The sequence below is a fragment of the Hymenobacter lapidarius genome (assembly GCF_001816145.1).
Lineage (GTDB): Bacteria > Bacteroidota > Bacteroidia > Cytophagales > Hymenobacteraceae > Hymenobacter > Hymenobacter lapidarius.
This window is the reverse complement of sequence record NZ_MDZB01000022.1, coordinates 67494-88901: the sequence shown is the minus strand read 5'-3', so window position 1 is coordinate 88901 and position 21408 is coordinate 67494. Positions and strand designations below refer to the sequence as shown.

18 protein-coding genes and 1 pseudogene are annotated in these 21408 nt (G+C 61.5%); 12 read left to right on the top strand and 7 right to left on the bottom strand.

Translation table 11 applies throughout. From position 1 onward, the window contains the following. Positions 1 to 100: 100 nt before the first annotated feature. Positions 101 to 1291: a cation:proton antiporter domain-containing protein gene (locus BEN47_RS01035; protein ID WP_070724341.1), complete on the bottom strand. Its 1191-nt coding sequence runs from the start codon at positions 1289 to 1291 to the stop codon at positions 101 to 103. A gap of 86 nt (positions 1292 to 1377) precedes the next feature. Between BEN47_RS01035 and BEN47_RS01030 the strand changes: the two genes are divergently transcribed. Next, entirely contained in the window at positions 1378 to 2646 is a 1269-nt protein-coding gene (locus BEN47_RS01030; RefSeq protein ID WP_070724364.1) for a BaiN/RdsA family NAD(P)/FAD-dependent oxidoreductase, read from the top strand. 84 nt (positions 2647 to 2730) lie between these two features. Here the strand turns inward: BEN47_RS01030 and BEN47_RS01025 are convergent, their stop codons facing one another. Then, the gene (locus BEN47_RS01025; RefSeq protein ID WP_070724340.1) at positions 2731 to 2994 is read right to left on the bottom strand and encodes a hypothetical protein; all 264 of its coding nucleotides are present in this window, start codon (positions 2992 to 2994) and stop codon (positions 2731 to 2733) included. A 196-nt stretch (positions 2995 to 3190) separates the two neighbouring features. Here BEN47_RS01025 and BEN47_RS01020 point away from each other — a divergent pair, with 196 nt between their 5' ends. The 7 genes from BEN47_RS01020 (at position 3191) to BEN47_RS00990 (ending at position 9563) form a co-directional block, all read left to right on the top strand. Continuing rightward, positions 3191 to 4639, top strand: coding sequence for a diadenylate cyclase (locus tag BEN47_RS01020; protein WP_070724339.1), 1449 nt, complete (start codon positions 3191 to 3193; stop codon positions 4637 to 4639). A 186-nt stretch (positions 4640 to 4825) separates the two neighbouring features. Continuing rightward, the gene (locus tag BEN47_RS01015) at positions 4826 to 5284 is read left to right on the top strand and encodes a hypothetical protein (protein WP_070724338.1); all 459 of its coding nucleotides are present in this window, start codon (positions 4826 to 4828) and stop codon (positions 5282 to 5284) included. 3 nt (positions 5285 to 5287) lie between these two features. Next, positions 5288 to 5983, top strand: a complete 696-nt coding sequence (locus tag BEN47_RS01010) for an SCO family protein (protein ID WP_070724337.1) — start codon at positions 5288 to 5290, stop codon at positions 5981 to 5983. Beyond that, complete coding sequence (locus tag BEN47_RS01005) at positions 5984 to 6385, top strand: c-type cytochrome (protein WP_070724336.1); 402 nt, start codon at positions 5984 to 5986, stop codon at positions 6383 to 6385. Positions 6386 to 6531: 146 nt separating this feature from the next. Further along, positions 6532 to 7491: an enhanced serine sensitivity protein SseB C-terminal domain-containing protein gene (locus tag BEN47_RS01000; RefSeq protein WP_070724335.1), complete on the top strand. Its 960-nt coding sequence runs from the start codon at positions 6532 to 6534 to the stop codon at positions 7489 to 7491. Positions 7492 to 7715: 224 nt separating this feature from the next. Then, complete coding sequence (locus tag BEN47_RS00995; protein WP_083321974.1) at positions 7716 to 9074, top strand: M20/M25/M40 family metallo-hydrolase; 1359 nt, start codon at positions 7716 to 7718, stop codon at positions 9072 to 9074. 99 nt (positions 9075 to 9173) lie between these two features. Then, entirely contained in the window at positions 9174 to 9563 is a 390-nt protein-coding gene (locus BEN47_RS00990; protein ID WP_070724334.1) for a hypothetical protein, read from the top strand. 96 nt (positions 9564 to 9659) lie between these two features. Here BEN47_RS00990 and BEN47_RS00985 read toward each other — a convergent pair whose 3' ends face one another. After that, the gene (locus tag BEN47_RS00985; RefSeq protein ID WP_070724362.1) at positions 9660 to 10520 is read right to left on the bottom strand and encodes a DUF2911 domain-containing protein; all 861 of its coding nucleotides are present in this window, start codon (positions 10518 to 10520) and stop codon (positions 9660 to 9662) included. Positions 10521 to 10640: 120 nt separating this feature from the next. Between BEN47_RS00985 and BEN47_RS22975 the strand changes: the two are divergent. The 3 genes and pseudogenes from BEN47_RS22975 to BEN47_RS00975 form a co-directional block, all read left to right on the top strand. Next, positions 10641 to 11036 (top strand): annotated as a pseudogene (locus BEN47_RS22975) (NAD(P)H-binding protein); the annotation flags it as partial. Between the two features lie 657 nt (positions 11037 to 11693). Next, positions 11694 to 12140, top strand: a complete 447-nt coding sequence (locus BEN47_RS22970; protein WP_438830489.1) for a DUF2867 domain-containing protein — start codon at positions 11694 to 11696, stop codon at positions 12138 to 12140. A 185-nt stretch (positions 12141 to 12325) separates the two neighbouring features. Continuing rightward, a complete protein-coding gene (locus BEN47_RS00975) occupies positions 12326 to 14185 on the top strand; it encodes a prolipoprotein diacylglyceryl transferase family protein (RefSeq protein ID WP_070724332.1) in 1860 nt (619 codons plus the stop codon). A gap of 21 nt (positions 14186 to 14206) precedes the next feature. On the opposite strand, the gene BEN47_RS00970 is transcribed toward BEN47_RS00975, so the two are convergent. From BEN47_RS00970 to BEN47_RS00960, 3 genes are all read right to left on the bottom strand, one after another. Continuing rightward, positions 14207 to 16789 carry a type IA DNA topoisomerase gene (locus BEN47_RS00970; protein ID WP_070724331.1) on the bottom strand — a complete coding sequence of 861 codons (2583 nt, stop codon included), beginning with the start codon at positions 16787 to 16789 and terminating at the stop codon, positions 14207 to 14209. Between the two features lie 138 nt (positions 16790 to 16927). Then, complete coding sequence (locus tag BEN47_RS00965; RefSeq protein ID WP_070724330.1) at positions 16928 to 17623, bottom strand: GAF domain-containing protein; 696 nt, start codon at positions 17621 to 17623, stop codon at positions 16928 to 16930. A 291-nt stretch (positions 17624 to 17914) separates the two neighbouring features. After that, positions 17915 to 18580: an HD domain-containing protein gene (locus tag BEN47_RS00960; RefSeq protein WP_070724329.1), complete on the bottom strand. Its 666-nt coding sequence runs from the start codon at positions 18578 to 18580 to the stop codon at positions 17915 to 17917. Between the two features lie 520 nt (positions 18581 to 19100). Here BEN47_RS00960 and BEN47_RS00955 point away from each other — a divergent pair. Beyond that, positions 19101 to 19829, top strand: a complete 729-nt coding sequence (locus tag BEN47_RS00955) for a hypothetical protein (protein WP_070724328.1) — start codon at positions 19101 to 19103, stop codon at positions 19827 to 19829. Positions 19830 to 19839: 10 nt separating this feature from the next. Here the strand turns inward: BEN47_RS00955 and BEN47_RS00950 are convergent, their stop codons facing one another. Then, positions 19840 to 21297 (bottom strand): amino acid permease, encoded by a 1458-nt coding sequence (locus BEN47_RS00950; protein WP_070724327.1) that lies wholly within the window; start codon positions 21295 to 21297, stop codon positions 19840 to 19842. Positions 21298 to 21408 lie beyond the last annotated feature (111 nt).

The window sequence follows — 21408 nt, the reverse complement described above, 5'->3', positions numbered from 1 at the left end:
TTTCAGTGAGCAGTTATCAGTGAACAATGAATAGTTCCTTTTTCGACCAACAACTGATAACTGCTCACTGATAACTACTCACTGTTCATTGATAACTGCCCTACACCTCCAGCATGTCCGGCGTTCGGTGCGCGAGCATCAGCCCTATCATCATCAGCAGGCCGGTTAAGAGAATGACGACAAAAAGGATGTTTTCGCTGACCTCACCGATGAGCATATTCTGGGGAATGCTGTAGAAGAGCAGGACCGAAATCAGGCCTTTGGGCGCAATGAACAGTTCGGGGATGAGGTCGGTCTTGGCCACGTACTTGAGGTAAAGAAACCGAATAAAGGTCAGCATTACCACAATCAGCACCCCTTGGAATAGCAGCGACAAGCTCACCAGGTTGGAGAGCGTGATGGAGAAGCCAAACATCAGGAAGAAAAACGTGCGGATGAGAAACGCCGATTCGGCGGTGATGCTCTTGAGCTGCTGGAGCTCGGCGGCCAGTTTTTCGGGACGGAACCAGCGCTGCATGCGCGCGCCGCGCGCCAGCAAATCGGCGTTGTTCACCACCAGGCCAAATACGAGTACCAGCACCAGGGAAGAAAGGTGCAGCTTTTTGGCCAGGCTGTAGATGAGCACCAGAAAGGCAAAAAGCAGGAAGAACTTGACATGGGCGCGCAGCCGGCCCAGCAGGAAAACCAGCAGCGCGGTGCTGAGCACGGCCACTACCACCACGGCCAGCACGTCGCGCCCGAACGTGACCACTGACAGCCCCTGCGCGAAGTTGTCCTGCAGGGCAAAGTTGAACAGCATGATGCCGATGATATCGGAAAAAGTGCTTTCGTAAATGATAAACTCCTGCTTCTCACCCCCCAACCCGGCCACGCTGGGAATGGCCACCGCGCTGCTCACCACGGCCAGCGGCACGGCATTTACAATGCAGCTCTGCCAGCCGACGTCAAGGTAAGCATGCAGCAACGCCGCGATGGCCCCTACCTGCACCAGCATAATGACCAGCGCTGCCAAAAACGAACGCCGCACGAGCGGGAATTTTTCGGGCGTCAGGCGAAGGTCCAAAGAGCCTTCCAACACAATGAAAATCAGGCCAACAATGCCAAACAGCTGCAGCACAACTGGGGGTACTACAATGGGCATTTCCCAATAGGCGCTGGCCTGGCCGAGGGCGATGCCGGCCAGCAGCAGCAGCAGGACCGAGGGCACCTTGGTGGCGCGTGCCGTGAGGTCAAACAAGTAGGACAAGAGCACGGCGAGGCTCAGGCCAATTAGTATAGTGTAGGGTCCCATACGCCAAAACTAACGGCAAAGCCGCGCTTTGGTTAGTTTACTTGCCAGCCGCGGGCCGTACTTTGCAGCCTTTACCCCTTCTGGCCGTGGCCGAAACACCCCGTGATAACGCGTCTTTTGTAGCGGTGGTGGGCGGCGGGCCGGCCGGCCTGCTGGCCGCTCAGCGCCTGGCCGAAGCCGGCTGCCGGGTACGGGTGTACGAAGCACAGGCCACGGTGGGACGCAAGTTTCTGGTGGCCGGGCACGGCGGCTTCAACCTGAGCAACGCCGAGGACATGGGCCGCTTTGCCAGCCGCTACGGCCCCGAAGAGCCCCGGTTCCGGAACTTGCTGCACCACTTTTCGCCGCTTGAGCTGCGGGCCTGGGCCACGGGCTTGGGCATCGAAACCTTCGTGGGCACCAGCGGCCGCATTTTTCCGGTGGCCGCCCACAAACCAGCCGAGCTGCTGCGCGCCTGGGTGGCCCAGCTGGGCGAGTTGGGGGTTGAAATCCTGACCCGCCACCGCTGGCTGGGGTTTGTGGGCGCCACGGGCCTGCGCGTGCGCGACGAGAGCGGCCGCCCGGAAGTGGCCCGCGAGCTGGTGCTGGAGCCAGTCGCGACCATCCTGGCATTGGGCGGCGCCAGTTGGGCCAAAACAGGCTCAGATGGCGCGTGGGTGCCCTTGGTGGAGCAGCTTGGCGTTGCCGTTACCTCGTTTGCGCCGGCCAACTGCGGCGCGGAAGTGGCGTGGTCGGCTTTCTTCAAGGAGAAAGCGGGTCGGGCGCCCCTCAAGAACATGGCCCTGCGCGTGAACGACGGCCCAGCCCTGCGCGGCGAGATTATGCTAACCGAGTACGGCCTGGAAGGCACGCCCGTGTACGCTAAAACGCCCCAACTCCGGGCCGCGCTGGCCACCGGCGGCCCCGCCAACCTGCACCTAAACCTGAAACCCGACTTGACGCCCGAGGCTCTGTTGACCAAGCTGCGGCAGCGGCGGCCGGGCGCGTCCCTGTCCGACTTCCTGCGCAAAACCCTGCACCTGGGGCCGCCGGTGCCCACCCTGCTGCGGGAGGTGCAGCCCGAAGCGGCCACGCTGGACCCGGTAGCTCTGGCCGCCCTTTTGCAGGCCTTGCCAATTGCCGTGACGGGTCTGCGCCCCCTGGACGAGGCCATTTCCACGGCCGGGGGCATTGCCTTTGCGGCCGTGGACGACCACCTGATGCTGCGACAGCGGCCGGGCACTTTTGTGGCAGGCGAAATGCTGGACTGGGAAGCGCCCACGGGTGGCTATTTGCTGCAGGGCTGCTTCAGCACCGGGGCGTGGGTGGCCAAGGGCGTGCTGGCGTGGCAGCAGGCAATGAGGAATATAAGGTGAGAACATCCCCTTATTAAGGCAGTCATGCTGAGCGCAGCCGAAGCATGACCGTTCTTTTGCTTATGTTGGATAACCGCTGAACGGCTACTTCTCGGCCCGGATGCGGGCGGCAGCTTGTTCGGCGTCGCGCAGAATCTGTTTGGCTTCGCTCAAAAGCCGGCGGGCGGGGTTTAGCTCATCGCGGGCGATGAGGGCGAAAAGCAGGAAAAACGACACCAAGGGCAGCACCCACCCCAGCACAAACCAGAGCCAGAACGACCGGCCGCGGCTGTGCGCGCAGTAGCCGGTCAGAATGGGGATGAAGGAAATGGCCACCGCCACCACAAAAAGCATGTCGACGAAGAGCATAGGCTTGCGAGGTTGGCGGTGCGTGAGTGGGCCGCAATGAGGGTGGCTGGCTTTATCCCGAATATACGGCAATGCAACCGGCAAATGAAGCAGCTTGACAGGAAATTTGTTTAAATGAACCACTATGCCGAGCTTTTTTCCGTAGTTCGAGGCGAAGTCGGGTCCGCAACGGGGCCCGGCCGTTCTGTAATTGCCAATGTGGGAACACCAAAGCCTGTTTCGCGTCTCTGCCCAACTCTTCGCCGAGGGAATCTTTAATCTACTGGACCGCAGCCTGCGACCCGAAGTTTTCCTGCTCGGGTTCGCTTCGTCGAAAGAGCCGGACGAACCCGGTGCCGTAATCATCGAGCCGGCCACCATGCGCTACTCGCCCTTCGATTTCAAGGACGTGAAGAGCATGGCTGCCTCCCTGGAAACGGATACCGGCCCGCAGGGAATTGTGTACCACCTGCACCCCAACGACCACGACCGCATCGCCAAGCATCATTGGTACGAACTGGTGTGCCGGGCCACCGAATCGACATTGCAGACGCTGGCTACTTCGCGCAACGAAAACCGGCGTTCCTTTTGCGCCGTGCCCGTGAGCCTGCAAGGCTACCTGGTGACGGTGGTGCTGCAGCTTTCCGCCGATTGCTACGACGGGTACTATACGCTGCCCAAGTCAACAGCTACCCGCCCCGTCAACCTCCCCCACGCGGCGGTAATAGAGTTTTTGCACGACTGCAACCGCGCCCTGCGCGAGGCCGACACGGTTGACAACGACCAGCCCGTGCTCGACCGCGACTACAACGAGCTGCTGCGCTCGGCGGGCCGCCGCCTCATGCTGCGCGTGGCCCCGGCCGGCACCCACGGCCTCTACGATGCCTGCAACGGCGTGGCGGCCTTGCGCCACGAGGGCGACGAGGGCGTGGGCACCATGCTGGTGAGCCGGCGCCTGCACCCGGCCGTAATGCCGGTACTCACGTTGGAAACGCCCGTGCCCATGCGCGACCACCGTTCCATTCGCAAGCTGCTGGAGCTGAGCGAAGGGCACACGGCCCTGATTTCGGATGCCTCGCATGTCTTTGGGCTCGGGCAGCTGGTGCCCGAGTCCGACGGCCAGTACGAACCGCTGGTTACGGTGCACTTCACCAACCACTATAGCTGGGAAATGAGCCACGCCGGCCACGTACTGATGCGCGTGGTGAGCAACACCCCGCGCCTGCCGCAAGGCCAGGTAGCGGCCGACAACTTTGCCCGCACGGCCCGCATCGTTTTCCCCACCCTCTCCCTTGACAGCATCGATTATCTATGGGATTTGGCCCACAAAGCCACCACCCAACCCACCGGGACCATTCTGGTTATCAGCACCGGCGCGGCCAAGGAAGCCCAGCGCCTTACCCGGCAGTGCTTCCGAGTGGTGCCGCGCATTATGACGCCTTCCGTGCTGCGGCTCGTTACCAACATCGACGGGGCCGTGCTCATTGAGCCCAGCGGCATGTGCCACGCCATTGGCGCCATTCTCGACGGCCTGGCCACCGAAAAAGGCGACTCGTCGCGTGGCTCGCGCTATAATTCAGCCCTGCGCTATGTGAACAGCAGTAAATACCCTACGCTGGCCGTGGTGGTGAGCGAAGACGGCTGGATTGATTTGCTGCCTTCCTGATTGGAATGTGCGGGTGGGAGGGCGAAGGGAATGTAGTGTTCCTACGGAGGTGACGCTAGGCCCGAAACCAGTGCCGGCCTGGCAGCGCAGCAACCGGCTTATGAAAGGCGTTTACCGGAGATGGCTTGGGGCGACGGATACGCCCGGCCGGCCGCCGCACGTATCCGTGCGCCGTACCTTTGCCCCGTGAAATTCTTCCAACACACCCACCGGGCCCTGGTGGCTGCCGCCGGGCTTCTGCTGACAGCCTGCGCCTCGCCCAACCAGCCCATTGCCGAACAAGGCCCGCCCTCGCCGGCCACCGCTGCCGAAATGGCCGTCATGGCGCGCCACGATTCGTTGATGGCCAAAATGGACGAACTGTACCGGCTCAAGGGCTTAATTACCAAGGCCAAGGCACCCGGGGCGGGCCCGTATTTCCGCGGCCTGGCCGCCGCCGATGCCGCCATGATGGGCTGGATGCATCAGTACCGCGCCCCCGATTCCACAGCCATCCCGGCCGCGCGCCTGGCTTACTTTCAGCAGCAACAGCAGCTGCTGGCCACGGTGAGCCGGCAATTTCGTGCAACGATAGACTCGGCTTCGTTGTTTATCAATCGGCAGCCCGCGCTGCCGTCACCGTCCGAGTCCGCTCCTTCCAACTAAGTTATGCTGAAACGCCTTTTTTTGCTGCCCCTGCTGGCGGCATCGCTCTTCACGTCCTGCACCGAGCCTGGTTCCGACACCGCCGCCCGCCTGCCCATCCTGGGGGAGCGCGACGTGCGCCCCCGGGCCGATGGTGGCCCCGCCGATACGATTTTCGCCACTGTGCCCGCGTTCAAGCTCACCGACCAATCCGGCAAAGTCATTACCAACCAAACCTTTGCCGGCAAAGCGTACATCGCCGACTTCTTCTTCGCCACCTGCCCCGGCATCTGCCCCAAAATGCAGGGCGAGCTGCTGAAGGTGTACGCCAAGTACGGCCAGGACCCGCACCTGGCCTTCCTCTCGCACACCATCGACCCCGCCCACGACACCATTCCGGTGCTGCGCGACTACGCCGAGCGCCTGGGCATGGGCGCGGCCAAGAACTGGTACTTTGCCACCACCGGCGCCAAGGGCGAGCCCACCGCCAAGGACTCCGTGTTCCAGCTGGCCCGCGCCTACTACACGGCGGCTGAGCCCGACAAGCTGGCCCCCGGCGGATTTGCCCATAATGGCACCTTCGCGCTCGTGGACGACCAGGGGCACATCCGGGGCCTTTACGACAGCCTAAACGAGCAAGAGGTAGCCCGGCTGATGACGGAGCTCCCCATCCTGCTGGCTGAAATCAAAACCCGTCAGCCGGCCGTGGCCCGCCAGTAAATGCGCATAGCATTTCGACTTCTGTTGGCGTGCGCGGTACTGGCCCTTACGGTGCCCGGATGCTTCCCCGTTAATAAAAACCAGGGCGAGCGGCTGTACGTGGAGCACTGTTCCAGCTGCCACGGCGGCGAGGGCCAGGGCCTGGCGCGCCTGATTCCACCCCTCGCCGGGGCCGACTACCTTGCCCTGCACCGCGCCGAGCTGCCCTGCCTGGTGCGCAATGGGCAAAAGGGACCCATTGTGGTAAACGGCATTTCCTACAACAACGTGATGCCCGGCGAAAAAGGCATGAGCCCCGCGCAGCTCACCAATCTGCTGAACTACATTGAGAACAGCTGGGGCAACAAGTCCAAGCCGCGCACCATCCGGGAAGTGGAAGAGCAGCTGCAGGCCTGCCGCTAATCCAGCGCCAGCACGCGGCAGCTTGACCACCGCAACGGGCCTAATATTTTGCCTCGCAAGAGCCGCACCGGGCCCTTTTGCCCGCTTTCCAACCCGTTTTCTGCCGTAGATTGCGCCACTAATCCATTTGCATTCTTAATTCCATTATGGGCCTGCTCGACTTCCTAAAAAATAAACCCGCCGACACCACGCCGGCCACTCCCGCTCCGGCGGCCAACCCTTCGGCGCAGCCCGCTGACAAAGCCGCGAATAAACCGGCTGAGAAGCCCGCCGGCGGCCCCCGCTACCAGGGCTCCAAATTTGTGGCGCCGCCCGAGCCGGTAGCGCCGGTGCCTACCTACCAAATGCCGGAGCCAGAGCCGTTTCCCTTCGAGCCCGAAAACGTGTTGGAGCAGCTGCTGCTGTTGGCCGCTACCGATGAAAACGCCCGCCCGGCGTTCTACCAGGCCCTGCTGCAGGAGGAAATCCTCATGATTCTGGCGCCCATGGAAGGCATCAACGAAGGCGAAGTGGTGCTGGCCGAAGGCCAGGAAATCCAGCTGCAGATTTTGTCCGATGGCAAGCTGCCCATCTTCTCCTCGGTGCCCCGCCTCACCGATGGCGGCGTCGACAACGGCACCGTGAGCTACGTGCGCCTGCCCGGCCACGCGTTTTTCAGCATGGTGCAGGGCCAGGACTGCGTGCTGAACCCGTTCTCGCCCGCGGGCAAGATTCTGCCCAAAGACGAGCTGGCCGCCCTGCTGGCCGGGCAGCTCACCGGGCCACTTTCGCCCGCCGGCGGCGATGCCCAGGTGCTGCTCAGCCCGCCCGCCGAAAACCCCACGGCCGTAACCGACGCCATTGCCGCTTGGGCTGCCACCCAGCCCCATCTCGAAGCCGCCTACCTGGCCCAGATGCAGCTTGCCAACAACCCCGAAGTGCCGCGTCTGCTCCTCGCTTTTGTGAGCAACAACCCCGACCCTGGCTTTATGCAAGAGCTGGGACCGGTGCTGCAAGGCCAGACTGATGCGTACCAGTTTGTGGATTTAATGCTGCTGGACATGAATTCAGAAGAAGGTGTGAATCCGTATTTCCGCACCATAGAGCCGTTTTACAAGGCCGGGTAAGAATGAAGCCTCAGCAGCGTTTCTAAGAAACTGCTTGGGCAAATAAGAACGTCATGCTGAGCTTGTCGAAGCATCTCTACCGCCATAGTAAATGAACTACTTGCGCGGTAGAGATGCTTCGACAAGCTCAGCATGACGTTCTTTTGTTTATTGCTCACCACAGGATTTTGGCACTGCCGGCCCGTGTCTTGGTGTCAACTGGCATTGCGCGCTACCTTTCCTGTATGAAACTTGCCACACTCCTGCTCCTGGCGCCTTTTGCCGCCCTTGCCCAAAACAAACCCGGTCCGCTGCTCCCGCCCGCCGACCCACGCATTCAGAAACTGGTTGAGGAGATTTCGGCCAAAAACCTGGAAGCAGATATCCGCAAGCTGGTCTCCTTTGGCACCCGCCACACGCTGAGCGAGACGGATAACCCCAAGCGCGGCATTGGCGCGGCCCGCAACTACGTGCGCGATGAGTTTCTAAAGTACAGCAAAGCCGGGGGCGGCCGCATGACGGTGGAGATGGACACCTTCACGGTGAAGCCCGATGGCCGCCGCATCAACAAACCCGTGCTGATGGCCAACGTGCTGGCCACCCTGCCCGGTACCGACCCCACCGACACCCGCATCATCCTGGTGAGCGGCCACATCGACTCCCGCGTTTCGGACGTGATGAACGCCACCGCCGACGCGCCCGGCGCCAACGACGACGGCTCGGGCACGGTGCTGGTAATGGAGTTGGCCCGCGTGCTGGCCGGCCAGAAGTTTCCCTGCACCCTGAAGTTTGTGGCGGTGCAGGGCGAAGAGCAGGGCCTCTACGGCTCTAGCCACCTCGCGGCCCGCGCCAAGAAGGAAAACTGGAACCTGATTGCCATGCTCAACAACGACATTGTGGGCAACTCGCACGGCTTCGACCCGGTGATTAACAACGACAAGCAGCTGCGCGTGTTCAGCGAAGGCGTGCCGGCCAATGAAACGCCCGAGCAGGCCCGTGTGCGCCGGCAGCTAAGCAACGAGAACGACGGCATCAGCCGCCAGCTGGCGCGCTATACCCAGCGCGTGGCCAAGCAGTACGGCAAAGGCCACGAAGTGGTGCTGGAGTACCGCCCCGACCGGTTCCTGCGCGGCGGCGACCACACGCCGTTCAATCAGCAGGGTTTTGCCGCCGTGCGCTTCACGGAGATGAACGAGGACTACACCCACCAGCACCAGGACCTGCGCACCGAAAAGGGCCGCGCCTACGGCGACGTAATTGAAGGCGTGGACTTTGCCTACCTGCGCCGCAACGCCGGCATCAACCTCGCCACCATGGCCAGCCTGGCCCTGGCTCCCGCTGCCCCATCTAAGGTAGAAGTCCTCACCGCCAACCTCACCAACCGCACCGAGCTGCGCTGGGAGGCGCCCACCACCGGCGCCCGGCCCGCCAGCTACGTGGTGCTAGTGCGCGAAACCAGTGCGCCCCAGTGGCAGCAACGCATCCCCATGACCGGCCTAACCGCCAACCTAGACATCAGCAAGGACAACTTCATTTTCGGCGTGGCCAGCGTGGACGCGGCCGGCCACGAAAGCGTGCCCGTGCTGCCGGTGGTGGGGCGGTAATAGTAGTTTCGGTACGCGCGAGCTTTTCGAAAAAGTGCAGTTGCTCACGCAACCATTAGCTCAGCCCGCAGGTCAAGCCAGAGAACCAACTTCCCTATTATGCGCTACTTGCTCATCTCCGCATTGCCTTTTTTGCTGTTGACAACCAGCTGCAAGAAATCAACTCCCATTCCCAACCTGGATGGCACCTACTCCGGCACCTTTCAGCGAGAGCCCGGCGGGCAGATATCGCAGGTGAGCCTGGTTTTTTCGGGAGGCGAATGGAGCGGCACCAGCCAAATACCCAAATACCCGGCCCTATGCTCGGGCACTTACAAAGTGACCAGCAACGACAAGATAACATTTACCAACGCCTGTATTTGGACAGCAGAATTTGACTGGACGCTCATACTAGGCGGAGAGTATGATTTAAACACGAAGGGAAACACCATAGAAATCATTGCGCAAAAGCGTAACGAGAGGGACATCTACCGCCTTAGCAAAAAGTAAGCTGCCACAGGCTTGCATACCTTTTGCTTGGAAAAGCAAATGAGAAAAGGCTCCGCTCGTAAAAGAGCGGAGCCTTTTTTGTAGCGCTGCTGATGCTCACTTCTTCCCACCAGCCGCGGCCAGCACCTCCTGATTGAGGCGGATGTATTCGTTGCGGGCAACTTCGTTCTTGTCGTCTTTCAACAATTCCAGAGACTTGTTGGCGGCCACGATGGCGTCTTTGTTGTTGCCCTGCTTTTGCAGCAATTTGCCCTTCCAGTAGTAGCCGTTGTAGCGGGTGGGGTTGGCGGCGATGTACTCGTCGAGCCAGCCCAGGGCGGGCGTCAGGTCCTTGCCGGCGTTGTAGTAGTACTGGATGGCCGTCATGTAGGGCTTCTTCTCGCCTTTCATGGCCTCCTGAATTTGGGCCATTACAATGCGGTCGGGGTCAGCCGTGATGGGTAGCGCCACCTGGGTGCGGTCCCAACTTACCACCAGGTCGGCGGAAGCGGGCCGGATGTTTTCTACGGTCAGCGACATGGTTTCCTGGGGGGCGGCCAGCTTGGTAGGCTTGGCTTTCACCCGCAGTACGTCGAGGTCCGGCTTGTAGGCGTAGGTGCCCCACTGCGCGGTGTCGCGGTTCAGGATGAAAGTCCACTCCTTGGCGTCCGGGATAGCCAGCAAAGCGTAGGCGCCGGCTGGCACAGTCTGGCCGACGATTTTAACGTCTTCGCCGAAGCGCACCTTGGTCACGGTATTGGCCCCAGTGCGCCACACCGTGCCATTGGGCACCAGCTTGCCGAAGGCCTCCCGCCCCCGCAACGAGGGGCGCGAATACGTGAGGTCGATGAAGGAGGTGGAGAAATCCTGGCGGATGTGCGTGGCCGGGCTAAGCGGCGGCACCGTGAGCTTGGTTTGGGCCTGGGCAGCGGAGGCCAGCAGCAGGCCGGTGGCGAGCAGTGCAAACATGTGTTTCATGGGTGCAAAGATGCTGAGAATGCAGTAATTGCGGAGCCCGCTTTGCCGCATTTCGAAACAAGGCCCCGTCTCAGACGTTCAAACAAAGAGCCTGCTCCGGGCCGCTAACTTATTCGCCGCATGAAAATCCTCCTCACCGGCGCCACCGGTTACATTGGGCAGCGCCTGCTGCCGCTGCTAGCCGCCGACCACGACGTGGTGTGCCTCGTGCGCGACCCGCGCCGCTTCTCCCTACCCGACTCGGTGCCCGAAGCGCTGCGGGCCCGCGTGCAAGTGGCCAAGGGCGACCTACTGCGGCCCGCCACCCTCAAACACCTGCCCACCGACATCGACGCCGCCTACTACCTGGTGCACTCCATGAGCGGGCACGGCGAAAACTTTTTCACCCTGGAGCAGCAGTCGGCGCACAACTTCACGCAGTACCTCAACACAACCCCCGCCCGGCAAGTCATCTACCTCTCCGGCATCGCCAACGACGAGGGACTGAGCGTGCATCTACGCTCGCGCCGGGCCGTGGAAAACGTATTGGGCCAGGCCACCACCGCCCGGCTCACGGTGCTGCGCGCGAGCATCATTATTGGCTCGGGCTCGGCTTCGTTTGAGATAATACGGGACCTGGTGGAGAAGCTGCCGGTGATGGTCACCCCGAAGTGGTTAAACTCACGTTGTCAGCCTATTGGAATCCGCGATATCATGTATTACTTGATGTCAGTTTTGAATAACCCCGATTGCCTGGGCAAGGCATTCGACGTGGGCGGGCCCGACGTGCTGACCTACCGCCAGATGCTGCTGGGCCTGGCCGCGGAGCGGGGTTACAAGCGCTGGATTGTGACCGTGCCCGTCCTCACCCCGCGCCTTTCATCGTGGTGGCTGTACCTGGTCACGAGCACCACGTTTTCGCTGGCCCAGAGCCTGGTCGAGAGCCTTAAAAACGACACGGTGTGCGACCCGGCCAAAAGCATCAACGGCGTAATTCCGCACGAGTGCATGGGCTACCGCGCCGCCCTGGCGCTGGCCTTCCAGCGCATCGAGCAGAACGAAGTGGTGAGCAGTTGGAGCGACGCCCTGAGCTCCGGCACCATGCGCCAGAACTACATGGACGCCATTCAGATTCCCAAGAATGGCATGTTCTTCGACCGTCAGCTTATGGCTTTTCAGCGGCCGGCGGCGGAGGTGCTGGACAATATCTGGCGCATCGGCGGGGACCGGGGCTGGTATAAAACCGACTGGCTCTGGCGCCTGCGCGGGCTCTTGGACAAGGCCGTGGGCGGCGTGGGCCTGCGCCGTGGCCGCCGCTCGCCCTCGCGCCTGCGGGCCGGCGACCCGCTCGATTTCTGGCGCGTGCTGGTGGCCGACAAAGCCAGCCAGCGCCTGCTGCTCTACGCCGAAATGAAGCTTCCGGGCGAGGCCTGGCTGCAGTTCCGCATCGTGGACCAGCCCGATGGCGGGCACGCCGTGGAGCAGCTGGCCGCCTACCGCCCCCGCGGCCTAGCCGGGCGGCTGTACTGGTACGCCGTGCTGCCGTTTCACGGCATCATCTTCAAGGGCATGGTCAAGAACCTTATTCAATACGAAGCGGTGCCAGTGGCAGAGGGTCGGGAATCCAGTCAGGCTCATTAAAGCATATTTTATAAATAAAAAATGAAATACCTAATTATTTTACCATAAAGCCCAATAAATCAGTTTACTATATACAAACCCTGGCGTTTTTAAAGTCGGATAAAGGCAAAAGTATTGTTGCAGCGCGGTGGCATAAGCATCTAGATTTGAGCACTCCTTTCTCACCGTAGCTCAATGCCTCGCCCATGACACATCCCTACTTCCACGGCTACGATTACTACACGCCCTTTTATCTGCTGGCCACCCTCACCAACGTGCTGCTACTGCTGGTGGAAGGCTGGCGGCGCGGTTTCCCGCTACGGCCCTGGCTGGCGCTGGTAGCAGCCAGCAGTCTGGCCTTGATTCTTGGCGCTAAGCTGATTACGCACCCACTGGGCGAGTGGGCCATGCTACTATTCACCGATGCTCCGGCCGATACGGCTCGTTCCATCCTGGGCGGGAGCCTGGCCGCGGTGCTTACCGCCGTGGCCCTGCGGCGCTGGCTGGGACTGAGCCGGGCCGTGCTGGACGCGCTGGCCCTGCCGCTGTGCGGGGCGCTGGTGGTGCAATGTGTGGGCTGCGTGCTCACGGGGTGCTGCTTCGGAGAGCCCACCACTGGCTTCTGGGGGCTCACGTATGCCGCCGGCACCCTGCCGTGGGCCACGCAGGTACAGGCGGGGCTGCTGCCGGCTACGGCGGCGCACAGCCTGCCGGTGGCCCCTACCCAACTGCTGGCGCTGCTGCTTTGCGCGGCGGTGGGCGGGGTGCTGCTGGCGGTGCGGCGGCGGCGCTGGCCCGTGGGTTCCTGGCTGCTCCTGCAAACGGGCTTGCTGCTTTTGGGCCGCGTGGCGCTTACTTTCTGGCGCGACCCCGTGGGTGAGCCCGTGGCGGGCACTGTGCACCCGGTGCTCGGCGGTCAGTGGTCGGAGCTGCAGTTGCTGCTGCTGCCGCTGGGGCTGGTAGCCCTGAGCGTGTGGGCCTGGCGCGTTTATGGACCAGCGGCTCTGGCCTCCTCAAGGCCGCCCACGGCTGAGCCTACGGCCGGCCCGATGCGCACAGTAGCGGTGGTGGTAGCCATGCTGGTGCTGTCGGCGGTGCTGAGCCGTCAGGCCCTGACCCTGCCCGAAGTACTGGTGGTACGCGCCCTGCTACTCACCGTGCTGGTGGCCGAAGCTGGCGCCATGCTCGCCTCGTTCCGGATACAAGGACTGCGGCTAGCGGGCCTGCCGCTGAGCGTGGCCGTGGGCGGCCTGATGATGCTGACTACGGCCCAAACGCCGGCCCCGGAGCAGGAGCTGCCCGCTCCTCCCGTCCCAATCCCCACCTACACCGCCGTGCTGACCGGCGGGGTACTGGGCAACAGCCACGAGGCCGAGGGATACATCAGTGAAAACACCGGATGCAGTGGCCAACAGCGACTGGCGCTGCAGCAGCGGGTGCGGGCGGCGGGCGGCGAAGTGGCTTTCGAAACCAAGCAACCGTCGGGCAGGGCCCGCATTTGGGGTGGCGGGGTATGGGCAGGCCAGCAGCGCATCGACATGCAGCTCCGGCCCGACCCCAACAGCTCCATGGTTATTACCGACCGTGATACCACCTTGCGTGAAACCCTGGTTGACCTACACGTTTACCGGGAGTTTCAACGCGAAAACGATTGGCGGAGCTACCGGTTGCGCGTGGGAGTGCACCTGGGCAGCCTGGGGTATTTTACTTATACTGGTACGAATGACACCCGGAGCGGCACGATTGCAATACCAGAACTCATGCTGCGGATGGGTAAATCATCGGTGCTGTTTGGGCAGGCTGATTTTTGCTACGGGGCCGAAAACGCGATGGGAGCCTACACCAGTCGCTTAAGCTTGGGCTCTGGGCTGGGCAGCAACAACGGCTCGTGGGTGCAGGCAGGCTACGCGCACTCGCCGCACTCACCTACTTCCAGCATGGGTTTTATGAGTGCCCTACTGCTTCTGCCGGGTAAATCCGGGGTCAGCATCGAGCCGTACTACGCCACCGACCTGGGCCGCCACAACAATTTCAGCATGCGGCTGAATTACCGCATCAACCGCTAACCAGCAATATGCGGCACGTCACTACCCGAATACCGGTATCACGCGCCCTTCTTCCACCTTCAGCGCGGCATCGTACTTGTTGCCGGTTTTGGCCGAGATAAAGCCTTTAATGACACTGGTTTCGCCCCGCCGCAGCAGCTGCTTGAGCTGCGTTTCGGTGAGGGCCTTGCCGCCCCATTCGAAGGCCACCCGAAACTGGCAGTCTTCCCGAAAACGGGAGCAGCCGTAGGCGGCCTTGCCCTTGAGCATGGTGCCCAGCTTGCACACCGGGCACGGAATCTGGCCCGAGTCGGGGGTGGCACCGGGCTTGGGCTCAGCCACCAGCTGCAGCGTGGGCTGAAAGGCGGTATCGAGGCCGATAGCCGCATCGAACTTCTGGCCGTCGGCGCCCACAAAGCCCTTCATGATGGGCGTGCGGCCCTTGGCCAGCAGGGCTTTCACCTGCGGGTCGCTGAGTTTCTTGCCGTGCACCTCGGCGGCCAGCCGGAACGTGCAGCCTTCGCGGAAGCGGGCGCAGCCGAAAGCGGTTTTGCCCCGCAGCACGTGGCCGGTTTTGCAAACGGGGCAGTAGCCTAGCCCCGCGCCGCTGGTAGTTCCGGCCGCGTTAGCGGCTTTGGGTGCTTTGGTGCCGGTGAGGCCGGCGGGCACTTTATTGCCCGAAGCCGCGCCGTTGTTCTGGCTTTGGCTCACGGCCAGCTCGGCGCTGCCGGAAGTCACCATGCGGCCCCGGCCGTCGGTTTTCACTTCCTGTACCATTTCGCGCACCAAGGCGGTGAGCTCGGCCAGGAACTGTTCCGACGACAACTCGCCTTTTTCAATCTGGCGCAGCTTTCGCTCCCACTGGCCGGTGAGCTCCGCCGATTTCAGGGTGGGGTTGCGGATGAGGCCGATGAGCTCGACGCCGGTGGGCGTAGGCAGCAGGCGCTTCTTTTCGCGCCGGATGTAGTTGCGCTTAAACAGCGTTTCGATGATGGCGGCGCGGGTGCTGGGGCGGCCGATGCCGCTTTCCTTCATGGCCTGGCGCAGTTCCTCGTCGTCGATGTTGCGGCCGGCCGTTTCCATGCCGCGCAGCAGGCTGGCTTCGGTGTAATCCTTGGGCGGCTGCGTGATTTTGCTGTCGAGGCGCGGGAGGTGAGGGCCGCTTTCGCCCTGCACGAAGCTGGGCAGCACGGTGCTCACCACGTCTTCGGCCTCCTCGCCGCCGGGCTTTTGGTTGGGCGCGTGGGCCGGGGTGGGCGCCTGCTGCTCCTCGGGGTTGCCGTACACCACGCGCCAGCCGGGGCTGAGAATCTGCCGGCCGCGCACCCGGAATGGGCGCTCGGCGGCCTCGGCCAGCACGGTGGTGTTACTCACCTCGCAGTCGGGGTAAAAGGCCGCGATGAAGCGGCGCGTGATGATGTCGTACACGCTGCCTTCCATGCCGCCGCCGGGACCCGCCGCGCCGGTCGGAATGATGGCGTGGTGGTCGGTCACTTTGGCGTTGTTGAACACCTTGGGCGTCTTCGGAATCTTGGTAGCGAGCAGCGGCGCGGTCAGGCTGTCATAGCCAATGCCTCGCAGAATGCCCGGGATTTTCGGGTACTGGTCGTCGGGCAAAAACGTGGTATCGACGCGCGGGTAGCTCACCGCCTTTTTCTCGTACAGGCCCTGCACAATCTTGAGCGTGTCCTCGGCCGAGAGGCCCAGCTGGTTGTTGCACTGCACCTGCAGAGAAGTCAGGTCGAACAAGCGCGGCGGTGACTCCCTCCCTTTTTTAATCTCCACCCCCGTGATAACCAGCGGCGCGGGCCGAACAGCCTCAAGCGCTTGTTGAGCTTCCTGCTCGGTCACGAAATAGCCCAGCGCCCGCAGCCGCGTTTTTTCATCGGGCGCGTCTTCGGCCTCTTTTGCCTGCTTGGGTGGGGCGATGTGGCTGAACATGGTACCCCGGTATTCGGTGCGCAGCACCCAGTACGGCTCGGGTTTGAAGTTCTGGATTTCGTGCCAGCGGTCCACCATAAGGGCCAGGGTAGGCGTCTGCACCCGGCCAATGCTGAGGAGCTGCTTGTCCTGGTAGGTGGTGTACTTGAGCGTGAACAAGCGCGTAGCGTTCAGGCCCAGCAGCCAGTCGCCCACGGCGCGGCTTTTGCCGGCTTGGTAGAGCTTGTCGAAGTCCTTGGCGTCGCGCAGGTTGGCAAAACCCTGACGGATGGCCTCCTCGGTGAGCGACGAAATCCAGAGGCGCTTCACCGGCTTGCGGCACTTGGCCTCCATCAGCACCCAGCGCTGAATCACCTCCCCTTCCTGGCCGGCGTCGCCGCAGTTGATGACTTCCTCGGCCTCGTCCACCAGCTTTTTGATGGTGTGGAACTGCTTCACCACGCCTTCGTCGCGGCGCATGAGCTTGATGCCGAACGAGTCCGGAATCATGGGCAGGTTGTGCAGGCTCCAGCGTTTCCACTCGGGCTGGTAGTCGTCGGGCTCCTTAAGCTGGCAGAAGTGGCCGAAGGTCCAGGTGACCTGGTAGCCGTTGCCCTCAAAGTAGCCGTCCATGCGGCGGGTGGCGCCCAGCACGTTGGCAATTTCGCGGGCCACGCTGGGCTTCTCGGCAATACAAACCTTCACTGATTTTCGCTGATTAAACGGATGCCGCCCATGGCTTGGGCGGCATCGCAATCAACAAAGATAGCCGAGGAAAAGGTCGGTTTTGGCCGCGCGGCGCCTACTTGCCCGGCTGGCCCGTGATAGGAAATTCGGCCAAGACTACTTGCAGGGCGCGGTGCATGGCCTGGGCCAGGTGCTGGGCTTCGTCCATGCGGGAGTCGGTATACCGTTCAGTGTCGGCGGTTTCGCCGCTCGTGTTCCATTCGCGTAGCTCGGCCAAGGTGCGCAGCGCGTGAGGGACTCGTGGAGCGGGCCGTCGAGGCGGGCGCGCAGGGTGGCATCGGTGGCCTGCGCGGCCTGAAGCTGCAGCAGGTCGGTGGCCACCAGGGCCAGTTGTTCCAGTAGCTGGCCTTCCGGCTTGGTAAGCTGCCGGGGCTTGCGGTCCAGCACACAGAGGCTGCCGATGCCCATGCCATCGGCAGCGCGCAGGGCCTGGCCGGCGTAGAACTTGAGGTCCATCTGCTGGGCCGCAAACGGGTTGACGAGCGCACAGGGCTTGGAGGGAATGTCGTCGAAAACCGCGGGCCCGTCCTGCAGGATGGCGACCGAGCACATGCTGTCCTCGCGGTCAACAATCGTGGCTTCGGGCAGCCCCGCGTTGCCAATGAACACCACGTCGCTCTCCCGCACCAACGACACCAGGGCAATGGGCACGTCGAAGAGCTTGGCCACCACGCTCACGAAATCATTGAACACTCCCTGGCCGGGCGTGCCCAGCACCCGGTAGGGCCGCAAGGCTTCCAGGCGCTCGTGTTCGTAAGCAGGTATCAGGTCGGAGTAGGTAGAATCGTTCAAAAGGTAGCTGGCTACTGCCCACGTACAGGCAGGATTAACAATGTAATTCTGTAAAAATACGTCAGAAGCCCCGGTGAGGTATCAAAAGCGGTGCCCCTAACCTGACCATTCGCCACTGCCGTCAGCATTTTAAACAATCCGTTTGATTGAAGGTTCCGCCAAATGTAACGTTTGCTCCAGACATAATACAAATTGCTAACCAACAAGCTGTAAGCGCAACCGATTAGCGCCTTATGTGGGAACAACTATCGGGTTGGCAATGTGTGAGGCCCTTCTTATCCGGCCCCAGCTCTATTTACCCATTTGTACCAGCCCGCCGCTTTCCCAGGCGGCCAGCTCAGCCCGGAGGTTGTGGCGAGCCTGGGCATCAAGCTCCTGACGCAGGGCGGGCGTGTGGTAGAGCACGGGCGCCGCCAGCATTTTGGCCAGCACCTTGCGCCGGCCGGGCCGGTAGAGCAGCTCGGGCACCAAGCGGTATTCCTGCCGCACCTGCCGGGCATAGGCCCAGTAATCGGCCGCTGGGGCGCCGAGGATGCTCAGGTCGGCATCCAGAAAATGGAGCAGGTCGAAGTCATCGGGCGGTTGGGGCTGGGTGTGGTCGTGGGTGCGCGCAATGAGGAAGGCCACGCGCTGCTGCCGGACCGGGGCCAGCGTCGAGGCGCGCAGGAAATCAAGGGCCAGCGCGGCGCTTCGGGCTTCGTTATCCGACTTTAGGGCGTTGTAAACGGCATCGTGAAACCAGACGGCCAGCTCCACCGCCGCAGCATCCTGAAGCGTGGCACCGTCCAGCCGTTTCAGCATGTTTTCGATGTGCTGCAGGGTGTGGTAGTGGCGCGTTGGCCCCTGATAGGCCGCGGCCAGCGTTCGGAATCGGCTTTCCCGCAGGCCGGCATCGGGCACGAGTGGTGCGGTAAGCTGGTGCCAGCGGGCAGCCAGCTCATTCTCGGAGTACGCCATAGCAACGGGTGGAATTATTGGGAGTATGACTCAAACCACAAAAGGCCAACAAAACAGACTGCAATGTTCTGCTTAGACTCCGCTCGGCAGGATGTTTTTTCGCCCTCCCAAACAGGTCCAGCTTCCACTTTCGCAGGCAAGATATTCACCTTGGTCCCCGTTGTAGATAGCCACAACGAACGGGCGCGAAATCATGGGTGGTTGGGGCCCATCACGTTGGCAATTTCGCGGGCCACACTGGGCTTTTCGGCAATGCAAACCTTCATTTTCGCTTGGTTGAGGAGCAGCGGAATCAACCCAGAATGCTGGTGAAAAGGTTAGCGTTAGTCCATTTACTTATCTCAAAGCGAAAGCACTACTCGTTCATCCAAAAGTCAGGTCAATCACCTGTAATTTGCTCACATTAAACATATTATATGCCAATAACACTTCTATTGGAGTCCAACAATCTTAAATTCCGCTTTGGGTGGGTCGGCTTTCGCTGCATACATTTCAGCATTCCTACTTTATTCCCTCCAACGTGTTTGAATTCCGCCTCCCGTTGCTTTTGCTCGCAAGCCTGCTTTTGCTGGGCAGTAGCGCGTGCAAAAAAGAAGACCTTGATAAAGAGGGATTAGGCTACATCAGTGGAATTCCTTACTATCACTTTACCGAAAAAGACCTTCTCTGGCTACGGGGGCGCGAAGGTGACGAATGGAAGTTTGAGAATGCCCGGGGATACCAACGTACCTACCAAGTATCAACGATGCAGGATATTCAAGCCGAGCACCGTTACATTCCACCAACTGGCTCCTTTATCAACTCAGGCAAATTGTTGAATTATTACGATGCGGCCAGGGTGTATGTAACCCGAACTGACAGTAGCAGGCATAGCGCTGGAATGTTGCGTTTCCAGCGCGACGCCGCACGCCTCTCCAACCTCAACTCAGGCGGAAGCGACCCAAACACCAGCTGGCTTTTCGGGAGTGGCGAGTGGTACGACTTTGTCGGTAGCGGTGACTTTCCCGGCAACTGGATTGCTTGCCGCGGTCTGAAATTTCCGAGCGGCCCCCAAATGGATGGTCCTTTCACCCAACTCGTAGTTCGGGGGAAACTCTACGACGAGGTGTTGGTATTTACAGGGACACCGCAGAGTCTTGGATGCCGCTCTTTGCCTCCTTCCGCTACGCAAGAGCTTTATTATGACCGGCAAGCGGGGATGGCTCGGATGGTGAGCACCACCGGGGAAATCTGGGACCGAATTCCTTGATGTCACTCCACTACCCCCGCTTATCCGCTTCCTGAGCCAGGCGCAGCTTGCTGTGTTTCTTGCCGTAGCCAAAATAGATGACCATGCCCAGGGCGAGCCAGGCAATGAGCCGCAGCCATGTTTCCCATGGCAGCGAGAACATCATCACCAGGCACACCACAATGCCCAGAATGGGCACCACCGGCACCCACGGCGTCCGGAACGGGCGCGGCGCGTCAGGGTTGGTGCGGCGCATGATGAGCACGCCCAGGCACACCATCACGAAGGCCAGCAGCGTGCCGATGCTCGTCATCTCGCCCACCACCGAAATGGGCACGAAGCCCGCAAACACCGCAATGAACGCCCCGAGCAGCAGCGTGGACTGCGCCGGCGTGTTGAACTTGGGGTGGAGCCGGGAAAAAACCGGCGGCAGGAGGCCGTCTTTCGACATGGAGAAAAACACCCGCGACTGCCCCAGCAAGTCCACCAGAATCACGGACGTGTAGCCGATGAGAATGGCCAGAATTACGGCCGAGCTCAGCCAGGCGTAGGGCGTTTTTTCAATGGCAATGGCCACTGGCGCGGCGCTGTCTTTAAACTCCGTGTAGTTGGCCAGGCCCGTGAGCACGTGCCCAAACAGCACGAACAGCACCGTGCACACCGCCAGCGAACCCAGGATGCCGATGGGCATGTTGCGCTGGGGGTTCTTGGTTTCCTGCGCCATGGTGGCCACAATGTCGAAGCCAATGAAAACGAAGAAGATAACGCCCGCCCCGCGCAAAATCCCGCTCAGCCCGAATTCGCCAAACTCCCCGGTATTGGCCGGAATGTAGGGTTGGTAGTTGGCCGGGTCGATGTACTGCCAGCCCAGCGCGATAAAAACCAGCACCACCGCCACTTTGAGCGCCACCACCAGCGCATTGAACCACGCCGAACCCTTGGTACCCCGCGTCACAATAGCCGTGATGGCCAGCACAATGAGCATGGCCGGCACGTTCACGTAGCCCGACACAGTGGAACCGTCCGCCAGCTGCGCCGACTCAAAGGGCGACATCACCAGCTGCGCCGGAATGTGCAGGCCGTATTTGCCCAGGAATTTGATGAGGTACTGCGACCAGCTGATGGCCACCGTGGCCGCTCCCACCGAGTATTCAAGCACCAGGTCCCAGCCGATAATCCAAGCAAACAGCTCGCCCATGGTGGCGTAGGAGTAGGTATAGGCGCTGCCCGATACAGGCACCAGCGCCGCAAACTCGGCGTAGCACAGCGCGGAGAAGGCGCAACCCACCGCTGCCACAATAAAGGAAAGGGTAACGGCCGGCCCGGCGTTGTTAGCCGCCGCAATGCCGGTGAGGGAAAACAGGCCCGCCCCGATGATAACGCCGATGCCAATGGCAATAAGGCTAAAGCCGTTGAGGCTACGTTTGAGGGTATTGGCCCCCGTTTCGGCTGCTTCCAGTTGAAGCAGCGCTAATGATTTTTTAAGCATGAAATTTCTTGATATGCGCTGCTGCGCTAAAAAGAACGTCATGCTGAGCTTGTCGAAGCATCTCTATCGCAATGCTAAACCCAATTAATAGGAATAGTTGCGCGGTAGAGA